Origin of the sequence: Brachymonas moutaii (nom. illeg.), assembly GCF_049977365.1 — a bacterium.
GTDB lineage: Bacteria > Pseudomonadota > Gammaproteobacteria > Burkholderiales > Burkholderiaceae_C > Brachymonas.
The window spans coordinates 229454-248847 of the sequence record NZ_JBNGEN010000001.1; the positions used below are offsets into that span (position 1 = coordinate 229454).

The 19394-nt window shown below is 65.1% G+C and carries 14 protein-coding genes; 3 read left to right on the forward strand and 11 right to left on the reverse strand.

Annotation, left to right across the window (positions count from 1 at the left end):
• Positions 1–176: 176 nt before the first annotated feature.
• The 7 genes from prmC to hemA form a co-directional block, all read right to left on the reverse strand.
• The gene (prmC, locus tag ACP2WS_RS01055; RefSeq protein ID WP_426459564.1) at positions 177–1025 is read right to left on the reverse strand and encodes a peptide chain release factor N(5)-glutamine methyltransferase; all 849 of its coding nucleotides are present in this window, start codon (positions 1023–1025) and stop codon (positions 177–179) included.
• 87 nt (positions 1026–1112) lie between these two features.
• Positions 1113–2759 carry a DHA2 family efflux MFS transporter permease subunit gene (locus tag ACP2WS_RS01060; RefSeq protein WP_426459080.1) on the reverse strand — a complete coding sequence of 549 codons (1647 nt, stop codon included), beginning with the start codon at positions 2757–2759 and terminating at the stop codon, positions 1113–1115.
• Position 2760: 1 nt separating this feature from the next.
• Entirely contained in the window at positions 2761–4059 is a 1299-nt protein-coding gene (locus ACP2WS_RS01065) for an efflux RND transporter periplasmic adaptor subunit (protein ID WP_426459081.1), read from the reverse strand.
• A gap of 57 nt (positions 4060–4116) precedes the next feature.
• Positions 4117–5661 (reverse strand): efflux transporter outer membrane subunit, encoded by a 1545-nt coding sequence (locus tag ACP2WS_RS01070; protein WP_426459082.1) that lies wholly within the window; start codon positions 5659–5661, stop codon positions 4117–4119.
• Positions 5662–5663: 2 nt separating this feature from the next.
• Positions 5664–6137 (reverse strand): MarR family winged helix-turn-helix transcriptional regulator, encoded by a 474-nt coding sequence (locus ACP2WS_RS01075; RefSeq protein WP_374493844.1) that lies wholly within the window; start codon positions 6135–6137, stop codon positions 5664–5666.
• Positions 6138–6421: 284 nt separating this feature from the next.
• Positions 6422–7525 carry a peptide chain release factor 1 gene (prfA, locus tag ACP2WS_RS01080; protein ID WP_426459083.1) on the reverse strand — a complete coding sequence of 368 codons (1104 nt, stop codon included), beginning with the start codon at positions 7523–7525 and terminating at the stop codon, positions 6422–6424.
• A gap of 180 nt (positions 7526–7705) precedes the next feature.
• Positions 7706–8977: a glutamyl-tRNA reductase gene (gene hemA / locus ACP2WS_RS01085; RefSeq protein WP_374493841.1), complete on the reverse strand. Its 1272-nt coding sequence runs from the start codon at positions 8975–8977 to the stop codon at positions 7706–7708.
• 176 nt (positions 8978–9153) lie between these two features.
• On the opposite strand from hemA, the gene ACP2WS_RS01090 reads away from it, so the two are divergent.
• Positions 9154–9456 (forward strand): hypothetical protein, encoded by a 303-nt coding sequence (locus tag ACP2WS_RS01090; protein WP_426459084.1) that lies wholly within the window; start codon positions 9154–9156, stop codon positions 9454–9456.
• A gap of 139 nt (positions 9457–9595) precedes the next feature.
• On the forward strand, positions 9596–13549 hold the full coding sequence (locus ACP2WS_RS01095; RefSeq protein ID WP_426459085.1) for a DUF3683 domain-containing protein: 3954 nt from the start codon (positions 9596–9598) through the stop codon (positions 13547–13549).
• Between the two features lie 198 nt (positions 13550–13747).
• Here ACP2WS_RS01095 and ACP2WS_RS01100 read toward each other — a convergent pair whose 3' ends face one another.
• The 3 genes from ACP2WS_RS01100 to ACP2WS_RS01110 all read right to left on the reverse strand — a co-directional run bounded on the left by ACP2WS_RS01100 (position 13748) and on the right by ACP2WS_RS01110 (position 16165).
• Positions 13748–14662: a Wzz/FepE/Etk N-terminal domain-containing protein gene (locus tag ACP2WS_RS01100; protein ID WP_426459086.1), complete on the reverse strand. Its 915-nt coding sequence runs from the start codon at positions 14660–14662 to the stop codon at positions 13748–13750.
• Positions 14663–14773: 111 nt separating this feature from the next.
• Positions 14774–15382, reverse strand: coding sequence for a class I SAM-dependent methyltransferase (locus tag ACP2WS_RS01105; RefSeq protein WP_426459087.1), 609 nt, complete (start codon positions 15380–15382; stop codon positions 14774–14776).
• Positions 15383–15547: 165 nt separating this feature from the next.
• On the reverse strand, positions 15548–16165 hold the full coding sequence (locus tag ACP2WS_RS01110) for a YceB family lipoprotein (RefSeq protein ID WP_426459088.1): 618 nt from the start codon (positions 16163–16165) through the stop codon (positions 15548–15550).
• A gap of 184 nt (positions 16166–16349) precedes the next feature.
• On the opposite strand from ACP2WS_RS01110, the gene ACP2WS_RS01115 reads away from it, so the two are divergent.
• Positions 16350–16838 carry an HIT family protein gene (locus tag ACP2WS_RS01115; RefSeq protein ID WP_426459090.1) on the forward strand — a complete coding sequence of 163 codons (489 nt, stop codon included), beginning with the start codon at positions 16350–16352 and terminating at the stop codon, positions 16836–16838.
• Between the two features lie 204 nt (positions 16839–17042).
• Here the strand turns inward: ACP2WS_RS01115 and ACP2WS_RS01120 are convergent, their stop codons facing one another.
• On the reverse strand, positions 17043–19388 hold the full coding sequence (locus tag ACP2WS_RS01120) for a transglycosylase SLT domain-containing protein (protein WP_426459092.1): 2346 nt from the start codon (positions 19386–19388) through the stop codon (positions 17043–17045).
• Positions 19389–19394: the final 6 nt, after the last annotated feature.

Sequence of the window (19394 nt, forward strand, 5' to 3'; positions counted from 1 at the left end):
GGGCATGGTGTGCGGAAACCTGGGGGTTCACGGCGGCCCGAATGCACGGGGTGCTGCGGGCGTGCTGCAGGCCGGGCAAGAACCCGTGCCGGCGCAGCCGCGGCATGCTCCATTATCGTGGATCGGCAATACAGCTGTGGCGCGAGGGCTTGTCTGCCGTCAGTTGCGGGGCTGCTTCAGCCGATTTGGCCGCCGGTGCAGCGTGCGATGCCGGCCAGGTCGGTGCGGCTCTGCACTCTGGAGTATCCGGCCTCGTGCAGCAGATGCTGCACGGCGGGGGCCTGATCGTAGCCGTGTTCCAGGAGCAGCCAGCCGCCGGGGGCGAGCCGCGCTGGGGCCTGGGAGATGAGGGAACGGATGTCGTCGAGCCCATCCGCCCCGCTGGCCAGGGCCGACAGGGGCTCGTGACGCAGGGCCGCAAGGTGGGGATCGTCCGCGCGGATGTAGGGCGGATTGCTCACGATGAGCGACAGCGCAGAGGCGATGCGCCCATCGAGCGCCTGGAGCCAGGAGCCCTGGGCGAACTGGATGGGGAGATGCAGGCGCTGCGCGTTGCTGCGGGCGACGGCGAGGGCATCGGCGCTGGCATCGGTGGCCCAGACGGTGGCCTGCGGGGCATGGTGTGCCAGGGCGCAGGCAATGGCGCCGCTGCCGGTGCCCAGGTCGGCGACCACGGGAGCAGGCCCCAGGTCGGGCAGCAGTTCCAGCGCCCAGTCCACCAAGGTTTCGGTGTCGGGGCGGGGGTCGAGCACGCGGGCATCGACGTGCAGCAGGAGGCCGTAGAACTCGTGGCGCCCGAGCAGGTAGGCCACGGGTTCGCCATCGAGCCGACGCAGAAGAAGGTTCTGCCAGCGTGCAAGGGCCTCTGGGGGCAGTACGTCGGTGTCATGTGCCAGCAGCCAGGCGCGCCCGGTATCCGCAGGCTGCCCGAGTGCTTCGAGCAGCAGGAGCTGTGCATCGAGCCGGGCCAGTCCCTGTCGGGCAGCATCCTGCAGGGTGGCGGCGATGGTGGGGGAGGGCGACATGGGCATGGAGCGGGCGACAGGGACAGGAGCGCGGGCACCCCGGAGAGAGGGCCCGCTTCGGGGTGGGAGCCGATGCGATCGGAGCCTTCAGTGTCCCCCGCCTGGCGCACCGCCGATCTTGGGCGTGAAGGGAGGCTTGGTGAGCCAGATGAGCGGAATCAGCAGCAGGAAGACCCAGCCCAGGGCGTGGAACAGCTCATTGAACGAGAGCTGGTAGGCCTGCTGGGTGATGAGCTGGTTGACCAGCGCGAGCGCCCCCGGCTGCCCCATCTGGGTGGAGAGCTGCTGCACGGTCTGGCTGGCCACGGGATCATAGACCGAGATGTGTTCGGCCAGGTGCGCATGGTGGGTGATGGCGCGGTGGTCCCACATGAAGCTGATGATGCTGGCCGAGAAGCTGCCGCCCAGCGTGCGCAGGAAGGTGGAGAGGCCGGAGCCGGCCGGAATTTCCCGCAGGGACAGGTCGGACAGCAGGATGGTCATCATCGGCATGAAGAACAGTGCCACGCCCATGCCCAGCATGAACGACGCCATGGCGACGTGGAAGAAATCCACCTCGGTGTAGAACGTGGCCCGGTAGAACGAGGTCAGCGACATGACGATGAAGGCACAGGTGGCCAGCAGCCGCAGGTCGGTGCGGGTGGCGTACTTGCCCACGAAGGGGGTGAGCAGGATGGGCAGCACCCCGATGGGGGCCGTGGCCATGCCGGACCACATGCTGTTGTAGCCCATGATGCGCTGCACCCACAGCGGCACGATGAGGCCGATGGCAAAGAAGCCCGAGAAGGCCACCACGAGCGCAATGGTGCCGTTGCGGAAGTTGCGGTGCTTGAACAGGCGCAGGTCGACGATGGGGTCTTCCTGCGTGAGTTCCCAGATGAGGAACACGGTCAGGCTGACGACCGAGACGACCGTGAGCAGGATGACCTGCGTGGAGTTGAACCAGTCATGGTCGTTGCCGATGTCGAGCACGATCTGCAGGGCTCCGACGCCGAGCACCAGGGTGGCAAGACCCACGTAGTCCATTCGGGGACGTTCGGTGACGACCTTGCGGTGGCTCATCTGCCACGCGATGACGGCGCTGGCGAACAGGCCGATGGGCACGTTGATGATGAAGATCCATTCCCACGAGTAGTTGTCCGTGATCCAGCCGCCGAGCAGTGGGCCGGCAATCGGCGCCACCACCGTCACCATGGCAAGAAGCGCCATGGCCATGCCTCGCTTGGAGGGCGCGAACAGGGAGATCAGCAGCGTCTGGGTGATGGGGTACATGGGGCCGGCCACCGCACCCTGCAGGGCACGGAAGAAGATCAGCTCCGTCATGTTGGTCGAGATGCCGCACAGGAACGAGGCGAGCGAGAACAGCATCGTGGCCCAGACAAAGAGCCGCACTTCGCCGAACCGCCGGCTCAGGAAGCCTGTGAGCGGCAGCGCGATGGCATTGGAGACGGCAAACGAGGTGATGACCCAGGTGCCCTGGCTGATGCTCACGCCGAGGTTGCCTGCGATGGTGGGCAGGGACACGTTGGCGATGGTGGTGTCGAGCACCTGCATGAAGGTGGCCAGACACAGCCCGAAGGCGGTGAGCCCGAAGTTGGCCGGCACGAAGGCCGGCACGTCGGCATGCAGGCCGTGCGCCGGCTCTGCATGGCCCCGCTGGTCTGCCGGGGTGGCCGGTGCAGGGGCGGCGTTGTCGGCGGTCGCTTGAGCGGCGGTCGCTTGAGCGGCGGACACGTCACTTCCCCTTGCCGGCGCCGGGCTGGTTGTCGCGGATGATCTGCGCGATCAGGGCATCGGCCTGCTGCAGCTGCTTCTGGTAGACATCGGTCTGCTGGGCGGGCTGCACGGGGGGCTTCTGGGCCAGCATGGGGCCGTTCTGGTCGTGGATGTCGACATCGACGGTGACCGACATGCCCAGACGCAGGGGGTATTTCTGCAGCTGCGCCGCATCCTCGATGTTCACCCGCACGGGAATGCGCTGCACGATCTTGATCCAGTTGCCGGTGGCGTTCTGGGCCGGCAGGAGCGAGAACACGCTGCCCGTGCCCACGCCGAGGCTGACCACGCGGGCCTTGTAGGTGACCTTGCTGCCGTACACATCGCTCACGATGGTGGCGGTCTGGCCGATGCGCAGCTTGTGGAGCTGGGTTTCCTTGAAGTTGGCATCCACCCACACGTCCTGCAGCGGCACGACCGCCATCAGGGCCTGACCGGGCTGCACGCGCTGCCCCACCTGGGCGCTGCGCTTGGCCACGTAGCCGGTGAGCGGGCTGAGGATGGCGTTGCGCTGGGCGTTGAGGTAGGCCACGCGCACCTTGGCGGCGGCCATTTCCACGGCTGGCTGGGTGCTGACCCGCGTGCCCTGCACCAGCACGTTGCTGGCGCTGTAGCGCTCTTGCGCCACGGTGTAGGCACTCTGGGCGGCGTCATAGGCCTGACGGGCATGGTCGAGTTCTTCGGCCGAGACAGCGCCTGTCTTGGCCAGGGCCTGCCGGCGCTCGTAGTCGTTGCGGGCAATCTGGTAGGCCTGGCGGCGGGCGGTGAGCTCGCTGCTGGCACTGGTGGCCTGGTTGTAGAGGCCATGGGATTGCCGCACCGCGTTGGCCAGGCCCGCCTTGGCTTCGGCCAGAGCGAGTTCGGTGTCGGCGGGGTCGAGCTGGGCCAGCCGGTCGCCTGCCACGACCTTGTCGCCGTCGCGCACCTGCACGCTCACGAGCGTGCCTGGCACCAGGCTGCTGATCTGGGCGATGTCGCCCTGCACGTAGGCGTCGTCGGTGGATTCGTTCCACTCGGCAAAGAGCAGGTACCAGGCCAGCACTCCCACGCCTGCCACGAGCAGCACCATGCCCAGGATCACCAGGGCCTTGCGGCGCTTCTGGCTGCGGCTCAGGTGCTCATGGAATGCAGTGGCTCCAGCGGCAGAGGGTGGGCTCTGGGGCGCAGCGGCAGCCTTGTCCGTCTCGGGGGGCGTGTCAGCAGAGGGGTCAGGGGCTGCCTGGGGAGGGGTCTCTTCGGGTGATTTTTCTTGTGTCATGGAGAGCCTGCGGTTTCCGGAAGAAGGAGGGGAAAAGAGGAAAACGAAAAATGGAGATCAGCGCGCGGCAGTGCCGTGCTGGTCGGTGCCGCTGTCATGGCCGATGCCTGCAGCCGGCGCATGGGACGCATCGGCGGCATAGCCACCTCCGAGTGCATAGGTCAGGGCAATGGCGTTGTCCATGCGCTGTGCCTGCAGCTGGGCCAGGCGCTGCTGGGCTCCGAGCAGCTGCTGCTGCACCTGGAGCACCTGAATGGAATTGAGCAAGCCGCTGTCGCGGCGCTGGCGGGTCAGTGTCCAGGCCTGCTGGGCAGCGGTGACGGACTGGCGCGCCTCGTCCACCTGCTGCTTCAGGGCATGGGCGCTCTGGACGCTGTCAGCCACCTGGTGGGCAGCTCCCAGCAGGGTCTGGTGGTATTGCGCCACGGCCGCTTCATAGCGTGCGTCCTGGGCGTCGAGGTTGGCCCGCAGGCGGCCGTTCTCGAAGATGGGCAGACTGATGCTTGGCCCGAACTGGTAGAACACATTGCTGAGATGGAACAGATCGAAGTGCTCGTTTCCCAGTGCGCCGGCCAGTGCCCCCAGGCTGATGTTGGGCAGAAAGCGCGCCTTGGCAGCGTCGATCTGCCTGCTGCTGGCCTGTACGCGGAGCAGGGCGGCCTGCACGTCCGGGCGGTGTGCCATGAGGGAGACCGATGCATCGTCAGGCACAGCCTCGGCAAAGCGCATGCTCTCGGGCGTGAGCCGGGGGCGCTTCAGGGTGAGCGCTCTGTCGGGCCCCATGGCGGCGAGCTGGGCCAGCGCGAGCTGCAGGTGGGTGATGCTCTGGGCTGCCTGCTCGCGACGCTGTTCGGCCGCACGCAGCTCGGATTCGAACTGCTGGAGTGTGATGCGGTTGTCGAGACCCGTCTTCACGCGCTGGGACTGGAGTGCCACCATCTGGCGGTTGCGGGCCACATCGGCCGTGGCCACATCCTGCAGCATCCAGGCACCGGCCAGCTGGGCATAGGTGCGGGCAATGGCCGTGCTCAGGGTGATGCGGGCGGCCTCGGCATCGATGGCGCTGGCCTGGGCCTCGCCGGCCAGGGCTTCCCAGGTGCTGCGCTTGCCGCCCCACAGATCCACGTCCCACTTGAACTGGCCCAGGGTGTCGCTCTTGTAGCCGAATTTGCCTCCGCCGAAATTGGCGGGCAGCAGGGCGTCCGGCAGACGCACCCCGCTGTAGCCAGCAGAGGCTGTCACGGTGGGACCGCGATCCGCATCGGCATAACCGGCCTGGGCCTCGGCAGCGTGGACGCGGGCCAGGGCCTGTGCCAGGGTGGGGCTCTGCCGCAGCCCCTGCTCGATCAGGGCGTCGAGCTGGGCGTCATGCCAGCCGCGCCACCAGTCCTTCTGGGGCCACGCCTGGGTAACGGACAGACCGGAGCGGCGCACCACCTGCCGGGCATCGAGCTGTGAGGCGTCAGGAGCCGTCTGCGCATGGGGCGTGAGCCCCCGGCTGTTGGCGCAGCCGGCCAGCACGGCTGCCGTCACCAGCAGAGCCCCTGTGGGCAGGGTACGCAGGGAAGAGGGAGCAAAGGGAAAAAGAGGCGTCTTGGGCATGGTCAGACCTGATGGGAATCCGTGGGGTTTTGCAGGGAATGCAGCATGCGCTGCATGAAGTCCATGAGCTGTTCGCGTTCCGCATCCTGCAGCCCCGCCAGCAGGCGGGACATGACTTTCATGCGGGTGGCATGCAGGCGCCGCTGCACCAGCATGCCCTGCGGGGTGAGGGCGATGCGCAGGGCGCGGCGATCCGATTCGTGGGGTTGGCGCTCGACCAGACCCTTGTGCTGCAGCTGGTCGATGATGCGGGTGAGGGCGCCAGGATCGTGCCCGATGGAACGCGCCAGATCGCCCGCCGTCATGGCCCCCTGGCAGGCCAGCCGCAGCACCACCTGGGCCTGCGTCATGCGCAGCTCGCTGGGGTCTGCGGCCAGCTCCTTCTCCATCTCGTGCACCAGGATGGAACGCAGCAGAAACAGCATGCTGCCGAGCTGTTCGGCGTGGTGTTCGGAAACGGGAGAGGACGCAGACATGGAAAAAATGGTTGCCAGACAAAAAATTGCTTCGGCAATTATTATGGCATTCCAAATCCCTCATCTGCGCAGGGGATTTCCCGGGGCGGCCCGTGTGTCAGGCCCCGCTGCCATGCCATGCCGTGCCGTGCCGTGCCGTGCCGTGCCGTGCCGTGCCGTGCCGTGCCGTGCCGTGCCGTGCCGTGCCGTGTGCGCGGTCGCGGGCAGGGCACAGCTCCGATTGCGGTATCAGCACCAGCACCAGCACCCTGTTGCCCGCTTCAGGCGATGCGTGCGGATGAGGCTTACTGATTGACTTCCAGCTCGGCCAGCTGCTCGGCCTCGTGCGCATGGCGCAGGGCCTGCAGCACCTCGTGCAGATCGCCTTCCATGACCTGGGAGAGCTTGTAGATCGTGAGGTTGATGCGGTGATCCGTCAGCCGTCCCTGCGGAAAGTTGTAGGTGCGAATGCGGTCGCTGCGGTCGCCGCTGCCTACCAGCCCCTTGCGCAGCGCGGCTTCCCTGGCGGCACGCTCGCTGCGTTCCTTTTCCTGGATGCGCGCCTGCAGCACTTGCAGTGCCTTGGCCTTGTTGCTGTGCTGGCTGCGGCCGTCCTGACATTCGGCCACGATCCCGGTGGGCAGGTGCACCACCCGAACGGCGGAATCCGTCTTGTTGATGTGCTGCCCTCCGGCGCCGCTGGCGCGGAAGGTGTCCACCCGGATGTCGGCCATGTTGAGCGTCACGGCACGGGCAGGGTCTGGCTCCGGCATTACAGCTATCGTGCAGGCGCTGGTGTGCACCCGCCCCTGCGACTCGGTGACCGGCACCCGCTGTACCCGGTGCCCGCCCGACTCGAACATGAGCGTGCCGTAGACTCCCGTGCCGGTATCGGTGCTGTCGGGACCTTCCATGCGCAGCACGATCTCGCGGTAACCGCCAAGCTCGGCGGGACTTTCGCTCAGGGTCTCGACCCGCCACCCCTGGGATTCGGCGTAGCGCATGTACATGCGGGCCAGATCGCCCGCGAACAGGGCCGATTCATCGCCCCCGGTGCCGGCACGGATCTCGACGAAAGCCGGACGCGCCTCGTCCGGGTCGCGGGGCAGCAGCAGGCGCTGCAGTTCCTGCTCCAGGGTGGTCAGTTCTCCCTCTCCGGCCGTGATTTCCTCTTCGGCCAGGTCGGCCATCTCGGGGTCTTCCAGCATGTCGCGTGCCGTGGCCACATCCTGCTCCACCTGCTGGTAGCGCTGCCAGCGCCCCGCGATCTGGGTCACTTCATTGTGTTCGCGCGACAGGGCCAGGAACCGGCCCATGTCCTGCATGATGTCCTCCCGGCTGAGGAGAAAATCGAGTTCGTGCTGGCGCTCTGCAAAGCGCTGGAGCTGGGATCGGAGAAAGGGTTTCACGGAAGCATCGCAGGAGAAGTCCGGCACAGCCCTCAGGCGGGCAGGAACGGATCAGACGGAAGGGGGAGGGCAGTGCGCTGCCCATTCGGGCGCAGGAACCACGCACGCCTCAGCAGGCGCATGCCGCCCGGGGTGACGTGACGTGTCCCCCGCCGGAGAACGCGAAGGGCTGAACGACGGCTAATGCTTGCCGCGCAGAAAGATGCGCTGCACCGTCTCGGCCGCCTGGGTCTGGTGGGCCAGATCGGGGTGGTGCAGCTCGGAGAGCGCTCCGTGCAGCATCTTCTGGGTCAGTCCCCTCGAGAGGGCTTCCAGCACGGCATCCACATCTTCGCCCTTGGCCAGACGCTTGCGGGCCTTGGCCAGTTCCATTTCGCGCCAGGCATCGGCCTGCTGGTTGACTTCGCGGATGAGCGACACGACCCCGTAATGGGGGTCACGCTGCCGCATCCACTGCATGAAGCTCTGCACGCCTTCGTCGATGATGGCCTCGGCCTGTTCCACGGCCGCCTGCCGCTGGGCCTGTCCGGTCTGTACCACGGTGGCCAGATCGTCCACGGTGTAGAGATAGGCATCGTCGAGGGCCTTGACCTCGGGTTCGATGTCGCGCGGCACGGCCAGATCGACCATGAACATGGGCCGGTGGCGGCGCTTGCGGAGGGCGCGCTCCACCGCTCCCAGCCCGATGATGGGCAGGGTGCTGGCGGTGCAGCTGATCACCGCGTCGAATTCGTGCAGCCGCTCGGGCATGTCGGCGAGCGGCATCACGCTGGCGCCGAACCGTGCCGCCAGGGCCTCGCCCTTTTCCATGGTGCGGTTGGCAATCACGATCTGCTTGGGAGACCGCGCCGCAAAGTGGGTGGTGGCGAGCTCGATCATTTCGCCCGCTCCCACGAACAGGATGCGGATCTGCCCCAGGTCCTCGAACAGCTGCGATGCCAGACGCACCGCCGCAGCAGCCATGCTGATGCTGTGCGCACCAATCTCGGTGCTGCTGCGCACTTCCTTGGCAACGGAGAAGCTGCGCTGGAACAGCTGGTTGAGCGTGGTGCCGAGGCTGCCGGCCGCCTCGGCGGCCCGCACGGCATTCTTCATCTGCCCCAGAATCTGGGCCTCGCCCAGCACCATGCTGTCGAGTCCACTGGCCACGCGGAAGGCGTGGCGGGCCGCCGTGTCGTCCTGCAGCGTGTAGGTGTAGTCGCGCAGGGCATGCATGGGCACACCGCCAGCCTGGGCGAGCCAGTTGAGTGTGTGATCCACGTCCACACGGTCGCTTGCGCAGTACACCTCGGTGCGGTTGCAGGTCGAGAGAATGGCCGCTTCCGGATGGTGGGCAAAAGTCTGCCGTAGCCCGTGCAGGGCGGGGCCCATCTGCTCAAGCGCAAATGAGAAACGGCCCCGCAAATCGAGCGGGGCGGTATGATGGTTGATGCCCAGAGTCCATACTGACATGGCGGTGATTATAAAATTGATCTTTCCGCATTGTCTTGATCCACGACGGGCCTTGTGCACATGTGTCTTTGGCATGTGTGCCGTGCGGGCGGGAGTTGCCTGTGTTGCCTGCCCCCTTCCCGGGTGAGCAGGTACGTGGCTCCCGTACCTAGATGCCCGTTGTTCCAGCTGATTCCATGGGTTTTCTCGCACTGATCGATCACCTCTTCAATCTGGCCCTGCCTGCGCTCTGGATGGCTACCACCCTGGTGGTGCTGCAGCGGCTTGCCGGCTGGCGCCATCCGCTGCGCCTCGGGTGGGGGCGCCAGTGGATGTGGCTTTTCCTGACCGGGCTGGCCGTGATCGTGGCCGGCTGGCTGGTTCTGCAGCGTGACGGCGCCATGCTGACCTACCTGGCGCTGGTGGTCGCGACGGGGGCAGTGCAGGCGTGGCTCGTGCATCGGTACCGCAGTGCGTCCCAGGACGCTTCCCGATCCTGATCTTTCTCCCTCTCCACGGGGGTGCTGCGCAGTCCCTTCATCGAATGGGGAATCAGGCCGCTGCAATAGAATCCCCCTTCGTGATCCCATCACCCGCGTGCCGCACCAGAATGGCGCGCAGTCGAGGTTAGACACATCCATGAACGCTCCCGCACTCCGTAACCACCTGCTGGCGGCTATGCCCGCCAGCCAGCGCATCCGTGAAATTCCCTACAACTACACCAGCTTCTCCGATGCCGAGATCGTGGAACGTCTGCTGGGCAAGCGGTGCTGGGACCTTCTGAGCGTGCTGCGCGACGAGCGGGACACGGGGCGTTCCGCTCGCATGCTCTACGAAGTGCTGGGTGACATGTGGGTCATCAAGCGCAACCCCTATGTGCAGGACGACCTGCTCGACAATCCCAAGCGCCGTGCACTGCTGGTCGAGGCCATGCGCCATCGTCTGCGCGAAATCGACAAGCGCCGCAACGCCAGCGTGGACAAGGCCCGTGACGAGGCGGTCGGCGAGGTGCTCGCCCAGGCCAATGAGGCGGTGAACAGCTTCGAGCGGTCCTTCGGCGTCACGCTCGATCTGCGCCACCGGATCCAGCGCCGTCTGGGCAAGCATACCCGTCAGGACAACATCAAGTTCGACGCGCTCAGCCGCGTGAGCCATGTCACCGACGCCACCGACTGGCGGGTCGAGTATCCGTTCGTCGTGCTCACGCCCGACACCGAGGCCGAGATGGCCGAGCTGGTGAAGGGCTGCGTCGAGCTGGGCCTCACCATCGTTCCGCGCGGCGGCGGCACCGGCTACACGGGAGGCGCCATTCCGCTGGCCTGGCAGAGCGCCGTGATCAACACTGAAAAGCTCGACCACCTCAGCGAGGTCGAAATGGTGCAGCTGCCCGGACTCGACCATCCCGTGCCCACCGTGTGGAGCGAAGCGGGCGTCGTGACCATTCGCGTGGCCGAGGCTGCCGAGCGTGCGGGTTATGTGTTCGCAGTCGATCCCACCAGCATCGAAGCCTCGTGCATCGGAGGCAACATCGCGATGAACGCGGGGGGCAAGAAGGCTGTGCTCTGGGGTACCGCACTCGATAACCTCGCGAGCTGGCGCATGGTGACACCGGACGCGCAGTGGCTGGAAGTGCATCGTCTGCAGCACAACTTCGGCAAGATCCATGACGTGGACCTGGTCAGCTTCGAGCTGCGCTACTTCGAAGCCGACGGCAAGACGCCGATCCGGACCGAGCGGCTCGACATTCCCGGCTCCACCTTCCGCAAGGAAGGACTGGGCAAGGATGTGACGGACAAGTTCCTCAGCGGTCTGCCGGGCGTGCAGAAGGAAGGCTGTGACGGTCTCATCACCAGCGCACGCTGGGTGGTGCACCGCATGCCGAGCCACAGCCGCACCGTCTGTCTCGAATTCTTCGGCAGCGCCAAGCTGGCAGTGCCAAGCATCGTGGAAATCCGCGACTTCATGTTTGCCGAGCGCAAGCGCACCGGGGTGCTGCTTGCGGGCCTCGAACATCTCGACGACCGCTATCTCAAGGCGGTGGGCTATGCCACCAAGAGCAAGCGCGGCGCCAGCGGCGAACTCGGAGGCAGCGGGTTGCCCAAGATGGTGCTCATCGGCGACATCGTGGGAGATGACCCCGACGCCGTGGCCCGTGCCACGAGCGAGGTGGTGCGCATCGCCAACAGCCGCAGTGGCGAGGGCTTCATTGCCACGACACCCGAGGCTGCCAAGAAGTTCTGGGCCGACCGCAAGCGCACGGCAGCCATCAGCCGCCACACCAACGCCTTCAAGATCAACGAGGACGTGGTGATTCCGCTGCCCCGCATGGCCGAATACACCGACGGCATCGAGCGCATCAACATCGAGCTGAGCCTGCGCAACAAGCTGCATCTGTGCGACGAACTGCTTGCCTTCTTCAGCCAGCCGCAGCTGCCGCTGGGCAAGGTGTCGGTCGAAGAGGACATCGTCGAGCTCGATACCCCCGAAGAACTGGCGGCCCGCGTGGCGAGTGCCCGGGAGCTCATCGCCCAGGTCAAGGCCCAGTGGCAGACCTGGTATGACCACCTGGACGAGTACTTCGAGCGGCTGCAGGACCACAGCCTGCGTGCGAGCTGGAAGATCCAGCTCCGCAACCCGCTCCGGGGCATCTTTGTGGGCAGCGCCTACCGTTCCCTGCTGGAAGCCGTGCAGGATGTGCACAGGAAGGTGCTCAAGGGCAAGGTCTGGGTGGCCCTGCACATGCATGCCGGTGACGGCAACGTGCATACCAACATCCCCGTCAACAGCGACGACTACGAGATGCTGCAGCTCGCCCACGAGGCCGTCAAGCGCATCATGGCGCTCGCACGCAGTCTGGACGGGGTGATCTCCGGCGAGCACGGTATCGGCATCACCAAGCTCGAATTCCTCAGCGATGCCGAGCTGGCTCCGTTTGCCGCCTACAAGGCCAGGATCGATCCCGAGGGGCGCTTCAACCGCGGCAAGCTTCTGCGGCCGGTGGTGATGAGCGAGAAGCAGCGTGCCGTTTACGCAGGCACCACGGCGCTTGCCGACCTCACCAATGCGTATACCCCGAGCTTCGGCCTCATGGGGCACGAGTCGATCATCATGCAGCAGAGCGATCTCGGCTCGATCGTCGACAGCGTCAAGGACTGCCTGCGCTGTGGCAAGTGCAAGCCGGTGTGCGCGACCCACGTCCCGCGCGCCAACCTGCTCTATAGCCCCCGCAACAAGATTCTCTCGGTATCCCTGCTCGCCGAAGCCTTCCTGTACGAAGAGCAGACCCGCCGTGGCGTCAGCGTGCGACACTGGCAGGAATTCGAGGATGTGGGCGAGCATTGCACCGTCTGCCACAAGTGCTTCGCTCCGTGTCCGGTGGACATCGACTTCGGCGATGTCAGCATGAACATGCGCAATCTCCTGCGCAAGATGGACAAGCAGAGCTTCCGTCCGGGCAAGGCCCTGGCCATGACCATGCTCAACGCCACCGAACCTTCGCGCATCAACCTGCTGCGCACAGGCATGGTCAACATCGGCTTCAAGGCCCAGCGTGCGGCGGTGGACATGTTCCGCGTGGCCGGACGGCACCAGACGGCCCATCCACCCGCCACCGTGGGCTCTGCACCGCTCAAGGAAGAAATCGTTCACTTCGTCAACAAGAAGCTGCCCGGCGGACTCCCGACCAAGACGGCACGCGCGCTCCTCGACATCCAGGATCGTCAGTACGTCCCCGTCATTCGTGATCCCGGACATACCACGGTGGACAGCGAAGCCGTGTTCTATTTCCCGGGCTGTGGGTCCGAGCGGCTCTTCAGCCAGGTGGGATTGGCTACCCAGGCCATGCTCTGGCATGCCGGCGTGCAGACTGTGCTGCCCCCAGGATATGTCTGCTGCGGCTACCCGCAGCGCGGGGCAGGGCAGTACGATGTGGCCGAGAAGATGATCACCGACAACCGCGTGCTGTTCCACCGCGTGGCCACCACGCTCAACTACCTCGACATCAAGACCGTGGTCGTGAGCTGCGGTACCTGCTATGACCAGCTGCAGGATTACCACTTCGACAAGATCTTCCCCGGATGCCGCATCATCGACATCCACGAGTTCCTGCTCGAAAAGGGCATCACCCTGCCTCGCCCCGAAGGCTACCTCTACCATGACCCCTGCCATACGCCGCTCAAGCAGCAGGACCCCATGAAGACGGTCAAGGGCCTCCTGGGCGATGCCGTCATCCGCAGCGACCGCTGCTGCGGGGAATCGGGCACGCTGGGCGTGAGCCGACCCGACATTTCGACGCAGGTGCGCTTCCGCAAAACGGAGGAAATCCGCAAGAATGCCGACCAGCTCCGAAAGCTCCAGACCGAAAATGGCCTGTCGCTGCCCCGTGGCAAGCATGGCGAGCAGAAGGTCAAGATGCTCACCACCTGCCCGAGCTGCTTCCAGGGGCTGAGCCGCTACGGCGAAGACCTGCCGCACGGTCTCATGGAAACGGACTACATCGTGGTGGAAATGGCGCGCCAGATCCTGGGTGAGGGCTGGATGAAGGACTACGTCAATGCCGCCAATGCAGGGGGCATCGAGCGGGTGCTGGTCTGACGGCTGCGCCCGATGATGCAGCAGTGGGAAAGGTCGAGCCCTGTGACCTTCCCACTACCCTGAAAGCGCTGCCCTGCTGCAGACTGGCAGTGCGCATTCAGAGGCGCAGATTCACAGCAGTAGCGGCATGAATGAAGGCATGGCAGCGTGGATCGGACAGCACACCGCCTTCTTCTGCAGTTCAGCGCATGAACTGCATCACTGCGCCTGCTTGCCTGCCTGGTAGCGCTTCCAGCTGGTCGAGAGAAATCCATACCCGGCTGCCAGGGCACCGCCCACCAAGGCTCCCAGGAACCCCAGCACGCCCTTGGAGAGCCCGACAGGCTGAGGGGATACGCCTGCGGGTTCTATCAATCCGGCAGGACGGGTGGTGGGAGGCATCAGCAGAGCCTGCTGCTCCATGAGCTTTTGCTTGGCCATGGCATAGGCCGTGGCGTTGGCCGAGCGGGCCACTGCCTGCAGAGCCATATCCGTGGCGGAAAGTGCATGAGTGGAAGAAGCGGCTGTCTTGTTCTGGACATCCAGACTGCTGACCATGGCCTGCGCGTCATGGATATACGCCTGGATCTGATGCCGGCGCTGCGTCAGAAGCACATTCTGCTGTTCGGTCAGAACGGATGCGACCTGATTGATGACAGCCAGGCCCAGCGTGGGGGAGGGGGCCTGAATGGTGACTTCGATGTACTTGGCGTCCTTGACGGGGGTGAAGATGGCTTTCTGCCCCAGTTGCTTGAGCCACTTCAGACGGTCAGATTCTCCCAGTGTGCCGCCATGAATCAGGCGGTCGACCACTCTGGCACGAAAGGAGAACGACTGCAGGCGGGCCATGGTATCTGGCACGCTTTCGAGCAGGTTGTCGGATTGCGCAAGCTGCAGCACGCCATGCGCCTCGTATTTGGGGGGCAGCAGAAATCCGGCACCCACCCCCAGGCAGGCCCCTACCACCATTCCAGCCGTCCAGGTGCGCCAGGAGGAGAGCAGGGCATCTGCAATCTGCATCACGTCCAGTTCGTTATCTTCCTGCTGGCGCGAATCGACATAGCGCACACATTGCAAATCGCTGCCATGCGCGGGACGAGAAGATGGCAGAGAGGAAAGGTCTGAAGTAGGCATCCACCGATTATAGGAAAGGTGCTATTTCTTCCCTTCTGGAAACTACTACCTCTGTGCCATTTTCCCGTTGTTGTGGCTGGGCATGGCAGCGGGGCCTAGCATCTCAGGCATTCAGGCGAGCCGGCGACCGATCCAGCGGGTCACGAAGGCATGTCCTTCATGCCCTGCGCCTTCGGTCAGGGTGGTGTCGCACTCCTGTCCCAGGAGTTCTTCCATGCCGTCCGCAAAGTCCGCACGCAGCATGTCCAGGGTGTACAGCATGTCCGGATCCTTGGGGCCGCCGCTGTGAAATTCGAGCTGGCGGGAATGGAAGGTTTCCAGAATGAGGATGCCTCCAGGCTGCAGGGCACGCACTACCTTGTGGTGCACGGCCACACGCAGCGCAGGCGGCAGATGCAGATAGATGATGGCTGCGCCGGTAAACCCCGCAGGGGCAGGTTCCCATTCGGCCAGATCGACCTGCTGGGCATCCAGGGAAACGCCACGCCGTTCGGCGAGTGCGCGCGCCTTGGCTACGCCCACCCCGGATCCATCAAGCGTGTGAACCTCGAAGCCCTGCTCGGCCAGCCATACTCCATTGCGACCCTCTCCATCTCCAGGCACCAGCACACAGCCTGGACGAGCCAGGCGATGGGCTTCCTGCACCAGAAACGCATTGGGCGTCTCGCCGTATTTGTATCCTTCTGCCTGACTGTAGTTCTGATCCCAGAAGCTCGACATGCACATTCCTCCATGCGGGTCATGATGTGCGGCAGCCATGCTGTGGCTCCGCTTGCCTGCATTGTCGCAGCTGCATCGGGCCATGTTTCCGGCAGGGACATGGCAGGGCAACAGACGGTGCGATCAACCGCTCAGACTGGAGCGAAAAGGGGAATGAAACGACCCTCAGGGAGCAGGGGCAAGAGTGACATCGAGCCCATCGTGACGCACTGCGATGGTCTTGGGCAGGTAGTGGTACTGCCTGGCCTTGGCCAGATCCGAGGCCGAAAAGCGGTAGATGGGATAGTCGTTGAACGCGCGTTCTCCCATGGCCACCAGGGCGCGGCCCAGCTGGGGATTGGCGGGTGCGCCGCCTTGCCGCAGATCGAGTGCCTGCACATGCACCTGTGTCATGCGCACGCTGTAGTCGGTGGCGTCGAAGCGCAGACCATAGGTCACCAGGGCCGTGCCATGGATGGCTGGCAACCAGCCTCCGGCGGAAGGAACATCGACCACCAGCTCGGTTCCGAGTCGGTTGTTGGGCGCATCGAAGTGCAGCCTGGGCTGGCTGAGTGTCACGGCAAACAGCCCCAGTGCCTCTTTGTGCATGGGAAAACGGTCATTGAGTTTCTGCTGCAGCTTGCCTCCATCGACATGCAGGGTATGCTCGCCGGCCCAGTTGGCCGAACAGCCCGTCATGCCCAGAGCCCACATCACCCCTGCCACCGCCAGCCGATGCCAGGTACGGCGGTGCACAGAGGGAACAGGATGCAGGGCAGGGGAAGAGAAGTTCGTGGACGACATGGAAGGAAGGCGAGCGGAGGCCGAATGCAGCGGGGCTTCAGGGCATGGCATGATGGCAGGACACCCGACTTGGCCGGAAGGCGACACAGGCACACCATCGAAGCATGTGGCGATTGTGCCTCTTCTGACCGGAAGGGAATGCATCCGTTTGTATGAGCCCGCGCCTGAAAAAGGAGACCCCTGAATGCCTGACGTTTCTGCCCCCGTCTGTTCTGAAACCGTGTCCTGCCCACTGTGTGCGTCAGCAGGAGGAGAGGTGGTGTGGCAGGGGGCGCGCTGGAGGCTGGTGCACGCCGAGGAAAAGGGATTCCCGGGGTTCTATCGCCTGATCTGGAATCGCCATGTGGAAGAGTGGAGCGATCTCGATCACACGGAGCGCATGGAGGCCATGGAAGCGCTTACCCAGATCGAGAAGGCCATGCGCGAGCACCTGCAGCCTTGCAAGATGAATCTGGCGACACTGGGCAATGTGGTGCCGCATCTGCATTGGCACGCGATTGCGCGCTTCGAGTGGGACAGCCATTTTCCCAGGCCCGTATGGGCCGATCCGCTGCGCGAGCCAGCTCCCGAGCAGCTGGCCGAAGTGGAGCGCCGGAGGGGGGCCCTGGAGCGCCATCTGGCGGTCATTCTGGAGACTCTGGACCCTCTGGCAACGGGGGTGCTGCAGCGATAGCCTTCTGCTGTGGCAGAAGGGCCGGCTCCTTGGCCCGGCTGGCTGCCAGCGTGTACAGCCCGCGCGGAACAGCGAGTCGAGAGGCACAGACGCTCTCGGTGTGCCTTGGTGTGCCCCTCTCCGCTGCGGATGGACGCATGAGCCGTAGAGCATCGCTGCACCGCAGAGGCTGAAGGGGCTTGGTCCTTCCGTGCCGCTGGCTGCTCAATCGTCTGCAGTGCTGCGCTTGCGGGCCTTGGGCCCCTTCTTGTTCTTGTGGGCATCGTCGGAGGATGTCCGGTCTTCACTGGCGCGCCTGTCCTTGGTGGCCGACTTGGTCGCCGTGGCTTTTCTGGATTTGGCAGAAGGTGCGTCTTCCTCTTCGGCGCGTGCCTTGCGCCCGGCTGCCTTGGCGGTGCGGGACTTGGCCTTGCCTGTATCGCGGGCGTCTTCGTCCTCCCTGTCTTTGCCTGCAGTGCGGCGCTTGCCTGTCTGCGAGCGGGAGTCGGCAGCCGCCGCCTTGTCGGCTTCCTTCTTGTTCACGGCCTTGCGGCGGGTGCTGCTGGGTGCGGGAGCTTCGGCATCGTCCTCTGTTGCACGGGACTTCCTGCGGCGGTCTGCCGCCTTGGCTGCAGACTTGCGGGAGGTCTTGGCGTCATCTTCCTCATCGGTCTGACGGCCACGCTGAGCTGCAAGAGCGCTGCCTTTGCGGTTCTTCACGCCATTGCGTCGATCGTGGCTGTTGTCCTCTTCCTCGGTGGCCTGTGCCTTGCCGTGTCCGGCAGTGGCCTGTTTGCCCTTGCGGGAAGTGGATGTGGGTGCCTGTTCTGTCGCTGCGTCCTTGCGGCTGCGTCGGTCCTTGCGGGAACCCTTGGCCGGTGCGGTGTCCTGTTCGTCCGCAGTGTCGCGTCCCGCCTTGGAACGGGTCTTGCCGTGCACCGGTTTCTTGGCGGTGTCCTCGTCGTCCTGGGTGTCGGCCGGATGCCGGCGCTGCTTGGTGAGCTGCCGGGTGCGGGTGGGCGCTTCGGTGTCCTGTTCCTCGTTTCGGGAGGCAGCGGTACGGCGGCGACGGGCACGGCGTGCATCCTCTTCCTCGCGCTGGGCTTCGAGGCGGGCTTTGCGCCGCGCCTGCTCGGCTTCCATCTGGGCCTTGCGTGCCTCGCGGGCAGCCTCCGCCTGTTCCTCGCGTTCCTGCTTCTGCAGGCGATTGAGCTGTGCACGCGGCACATTCACCACCACGGGCTGGTTGTCGTACAGGGGGGCGCGGAGATCGGTGTGATTCCAGGCGGCGACGTTTTCAGGCGGCAGGCCGTAGCGTGCGGCAAAGGAGCCGAGCGTGTCTCCCCTGCGGGCCTTGATGGTGCCGCGCACCAGCACGATTTCGGGCGTGAAACTGAGGCTTCCGGTCTGGGCCACCAGACTGGAAATGTCCGATGTCTGTCCTTCGGTGCGGGGCACGAGCAGGGTGGAGCCGCCCTTGACCATCATGCGCGGAGGAATGCGGTTCACCGAGCGCAGCACGCCTTCATCCACACCGCTGGACTTGGCCGCCTGTGCCACCGTCATGTTGCTGGGCACGGTCCACACCGTCCAGCTCGACAGGGACCTGCTGCCAGCCTGGGCCAGGTTCTGGCGGAACGCATCCACGTTCTTCCAGGGCAGCAGAATGCGAGGCGTCAGCGAAGCGATGACCAGTGGCTTGTTGAGCGCGGGGTTGAGGGCGCGGAAATCGTCCTCCGAGATGCCCGCGAGCTGGGCGACCATGGACACGTCGATGTCGCGGTTGATGTCGACACGGTCGAAATAGGGGTGGTTGGCCACATTGGGCAGCGAGGCATTGAAGGTGGCTGGATTGCGGACGATGTTCTTGATGGCCTGCAGGCGCGGCACGTACTGGCGCGTTTCGAGCGGCATCTTCAGATCCTGATAGCGGGCGCCCGGGTTGCGCTGCAGGGCCCGCTGCAGATTGCCCTCGCCCCAGTTGTAGGCGGCCAGTGCCAGCTGCCAGTCACCGAACATGGTGTAGAGGCGCTGCAGGTAATCGAGGGCTGCCCGTGTGGATCGCAGCACATCGCGGCGATCATCCAGGAACATGTTCTGCCGCAGGGAATAGTGCTTGCCGGTGCTGGGAATGAACTGCCAGATGCCGGCAGCCTTGGCGCTGCTGATGGCCTGGGGATTGAAGGAGCTTTCGACAAAGGGCAGCAGGGCCAGCTCGGTAGGCATGTGGCGACGTTCGAGCTCCTCGACGATGTGGTAGAGGTATTTGTTGGAACGCGTGAAGAGCCGCTCCACCTGCTCGGGATGGGATGCATACCACGATTCCCGCGTGCGCACGAAATCGTCATCGAGATCGGGAATGGCAAATCCCTGGCGAATGCGGTCCCACAGATCAGTGGGAACGCTCAGCCCGGAGCCACCGGCCAGTCCTGCCGTTTCGCCCTGGCCGGACAGTGCTCCAGCAGAAAGGTCGGACATGCGGATGCCGACGGAGCCATTGTTCTTGTCACTGGCACAGCCCGCCAGAACGGCAATGGCAATACCTACGATCATCAGACGGATGAAATGCATGGGGAA

Excerpts from the sequence above, each read along its gene's own strand:
- prmC (WP_426459564.1), bottom strand. The coding sequence starts at position 1,025 with ATGTCGCCCTCCCCCACCATCGCCGCCACCCTGCAGGATGCTGCCCGA.
- ACP2WS_RS01065 (WP_426459081.1), bottom strand. The coding sequence starts at position 4,059 with ATGACACAAGAAAAATCACCCGAAGAGACCCCTCCCCAGGCAGCCCCT.
- ACP2WS_RS01110 (WP_426459088.1), bottom strand. The coding sequence starts at position 16,165 with ATGTCGTCCACGAACTTCTCTTCCCCTGCCCTGCATCCTGTTCCCTCT.
- ACP2WS_RS01070 (WP_426459082.1), bottom strand. The coding sequence starts at position 5,661 with ATGCCCAAGACGCCTCTTTTTCCCTTTGCTCCCTCTTCCCTGCGTACC.
- ACP2WS_RS01090 (WP_426459084.1), top strand. The coding sequence starts at position 9,154 with ATGGGTTTTCTCGCACTGATCGATCACCTCTTCAATCTGGCCCTGCCT.
- ACP2WS_RS01095 (WP_426459085.1), top strand. The coding sequence starts at position 9,596 with ATGAACGCTCCCGCACTCCGTAACCACCTGCTGGCGGCTATGCCCGCC.
- ACP2WS_RS01120 (WP_426459092.1), bottom strand. The coding sequence starts at position 19,388 with ATGCATTTCATCCGTCTGATGATCGTAGGTATTGCCATTGCCGTTCTG.
- ACP2WS_RS01105 (WP_426459087.1), bottom strand. The coding sequence starts at position 15,382 with ATGTCGAGCTTCTGGGATCAGAACTACAGTCAGGCAGAAGGATACAAA.
- ACP2WS_RS01115 (WP_426459090.1), top strand. The coding sequence starts at position 16,350 with ATGCCTGACGTTTCTGCCCCCGTCTGTTCTGAAACCGTGTCCTGCCCA.
- ACP2WS_RS01075 (WP_374493844.1), bottom strand. The coding sequence starts at position 6,137 with ATGTCTGCGTCCTCTCCCGTTTCCGAACACCACGCCGAACAGCTCGGC.
- hemA (WP_374493841.1), bottom strand. The coding sequence starts at position 8,977 with ATGTCAGTATGGACTCTGGGCATCAACCATCATACCGCCCCGCTCGAT.
- ACP2WS_RS01100 (WP_426459086.1), bottom strand. The coding sequence starts at position 14,662 with ATGCCTACTTCAGACCTTTCCTCTCTGCCATCTTCTCGTCCCGCGCAT.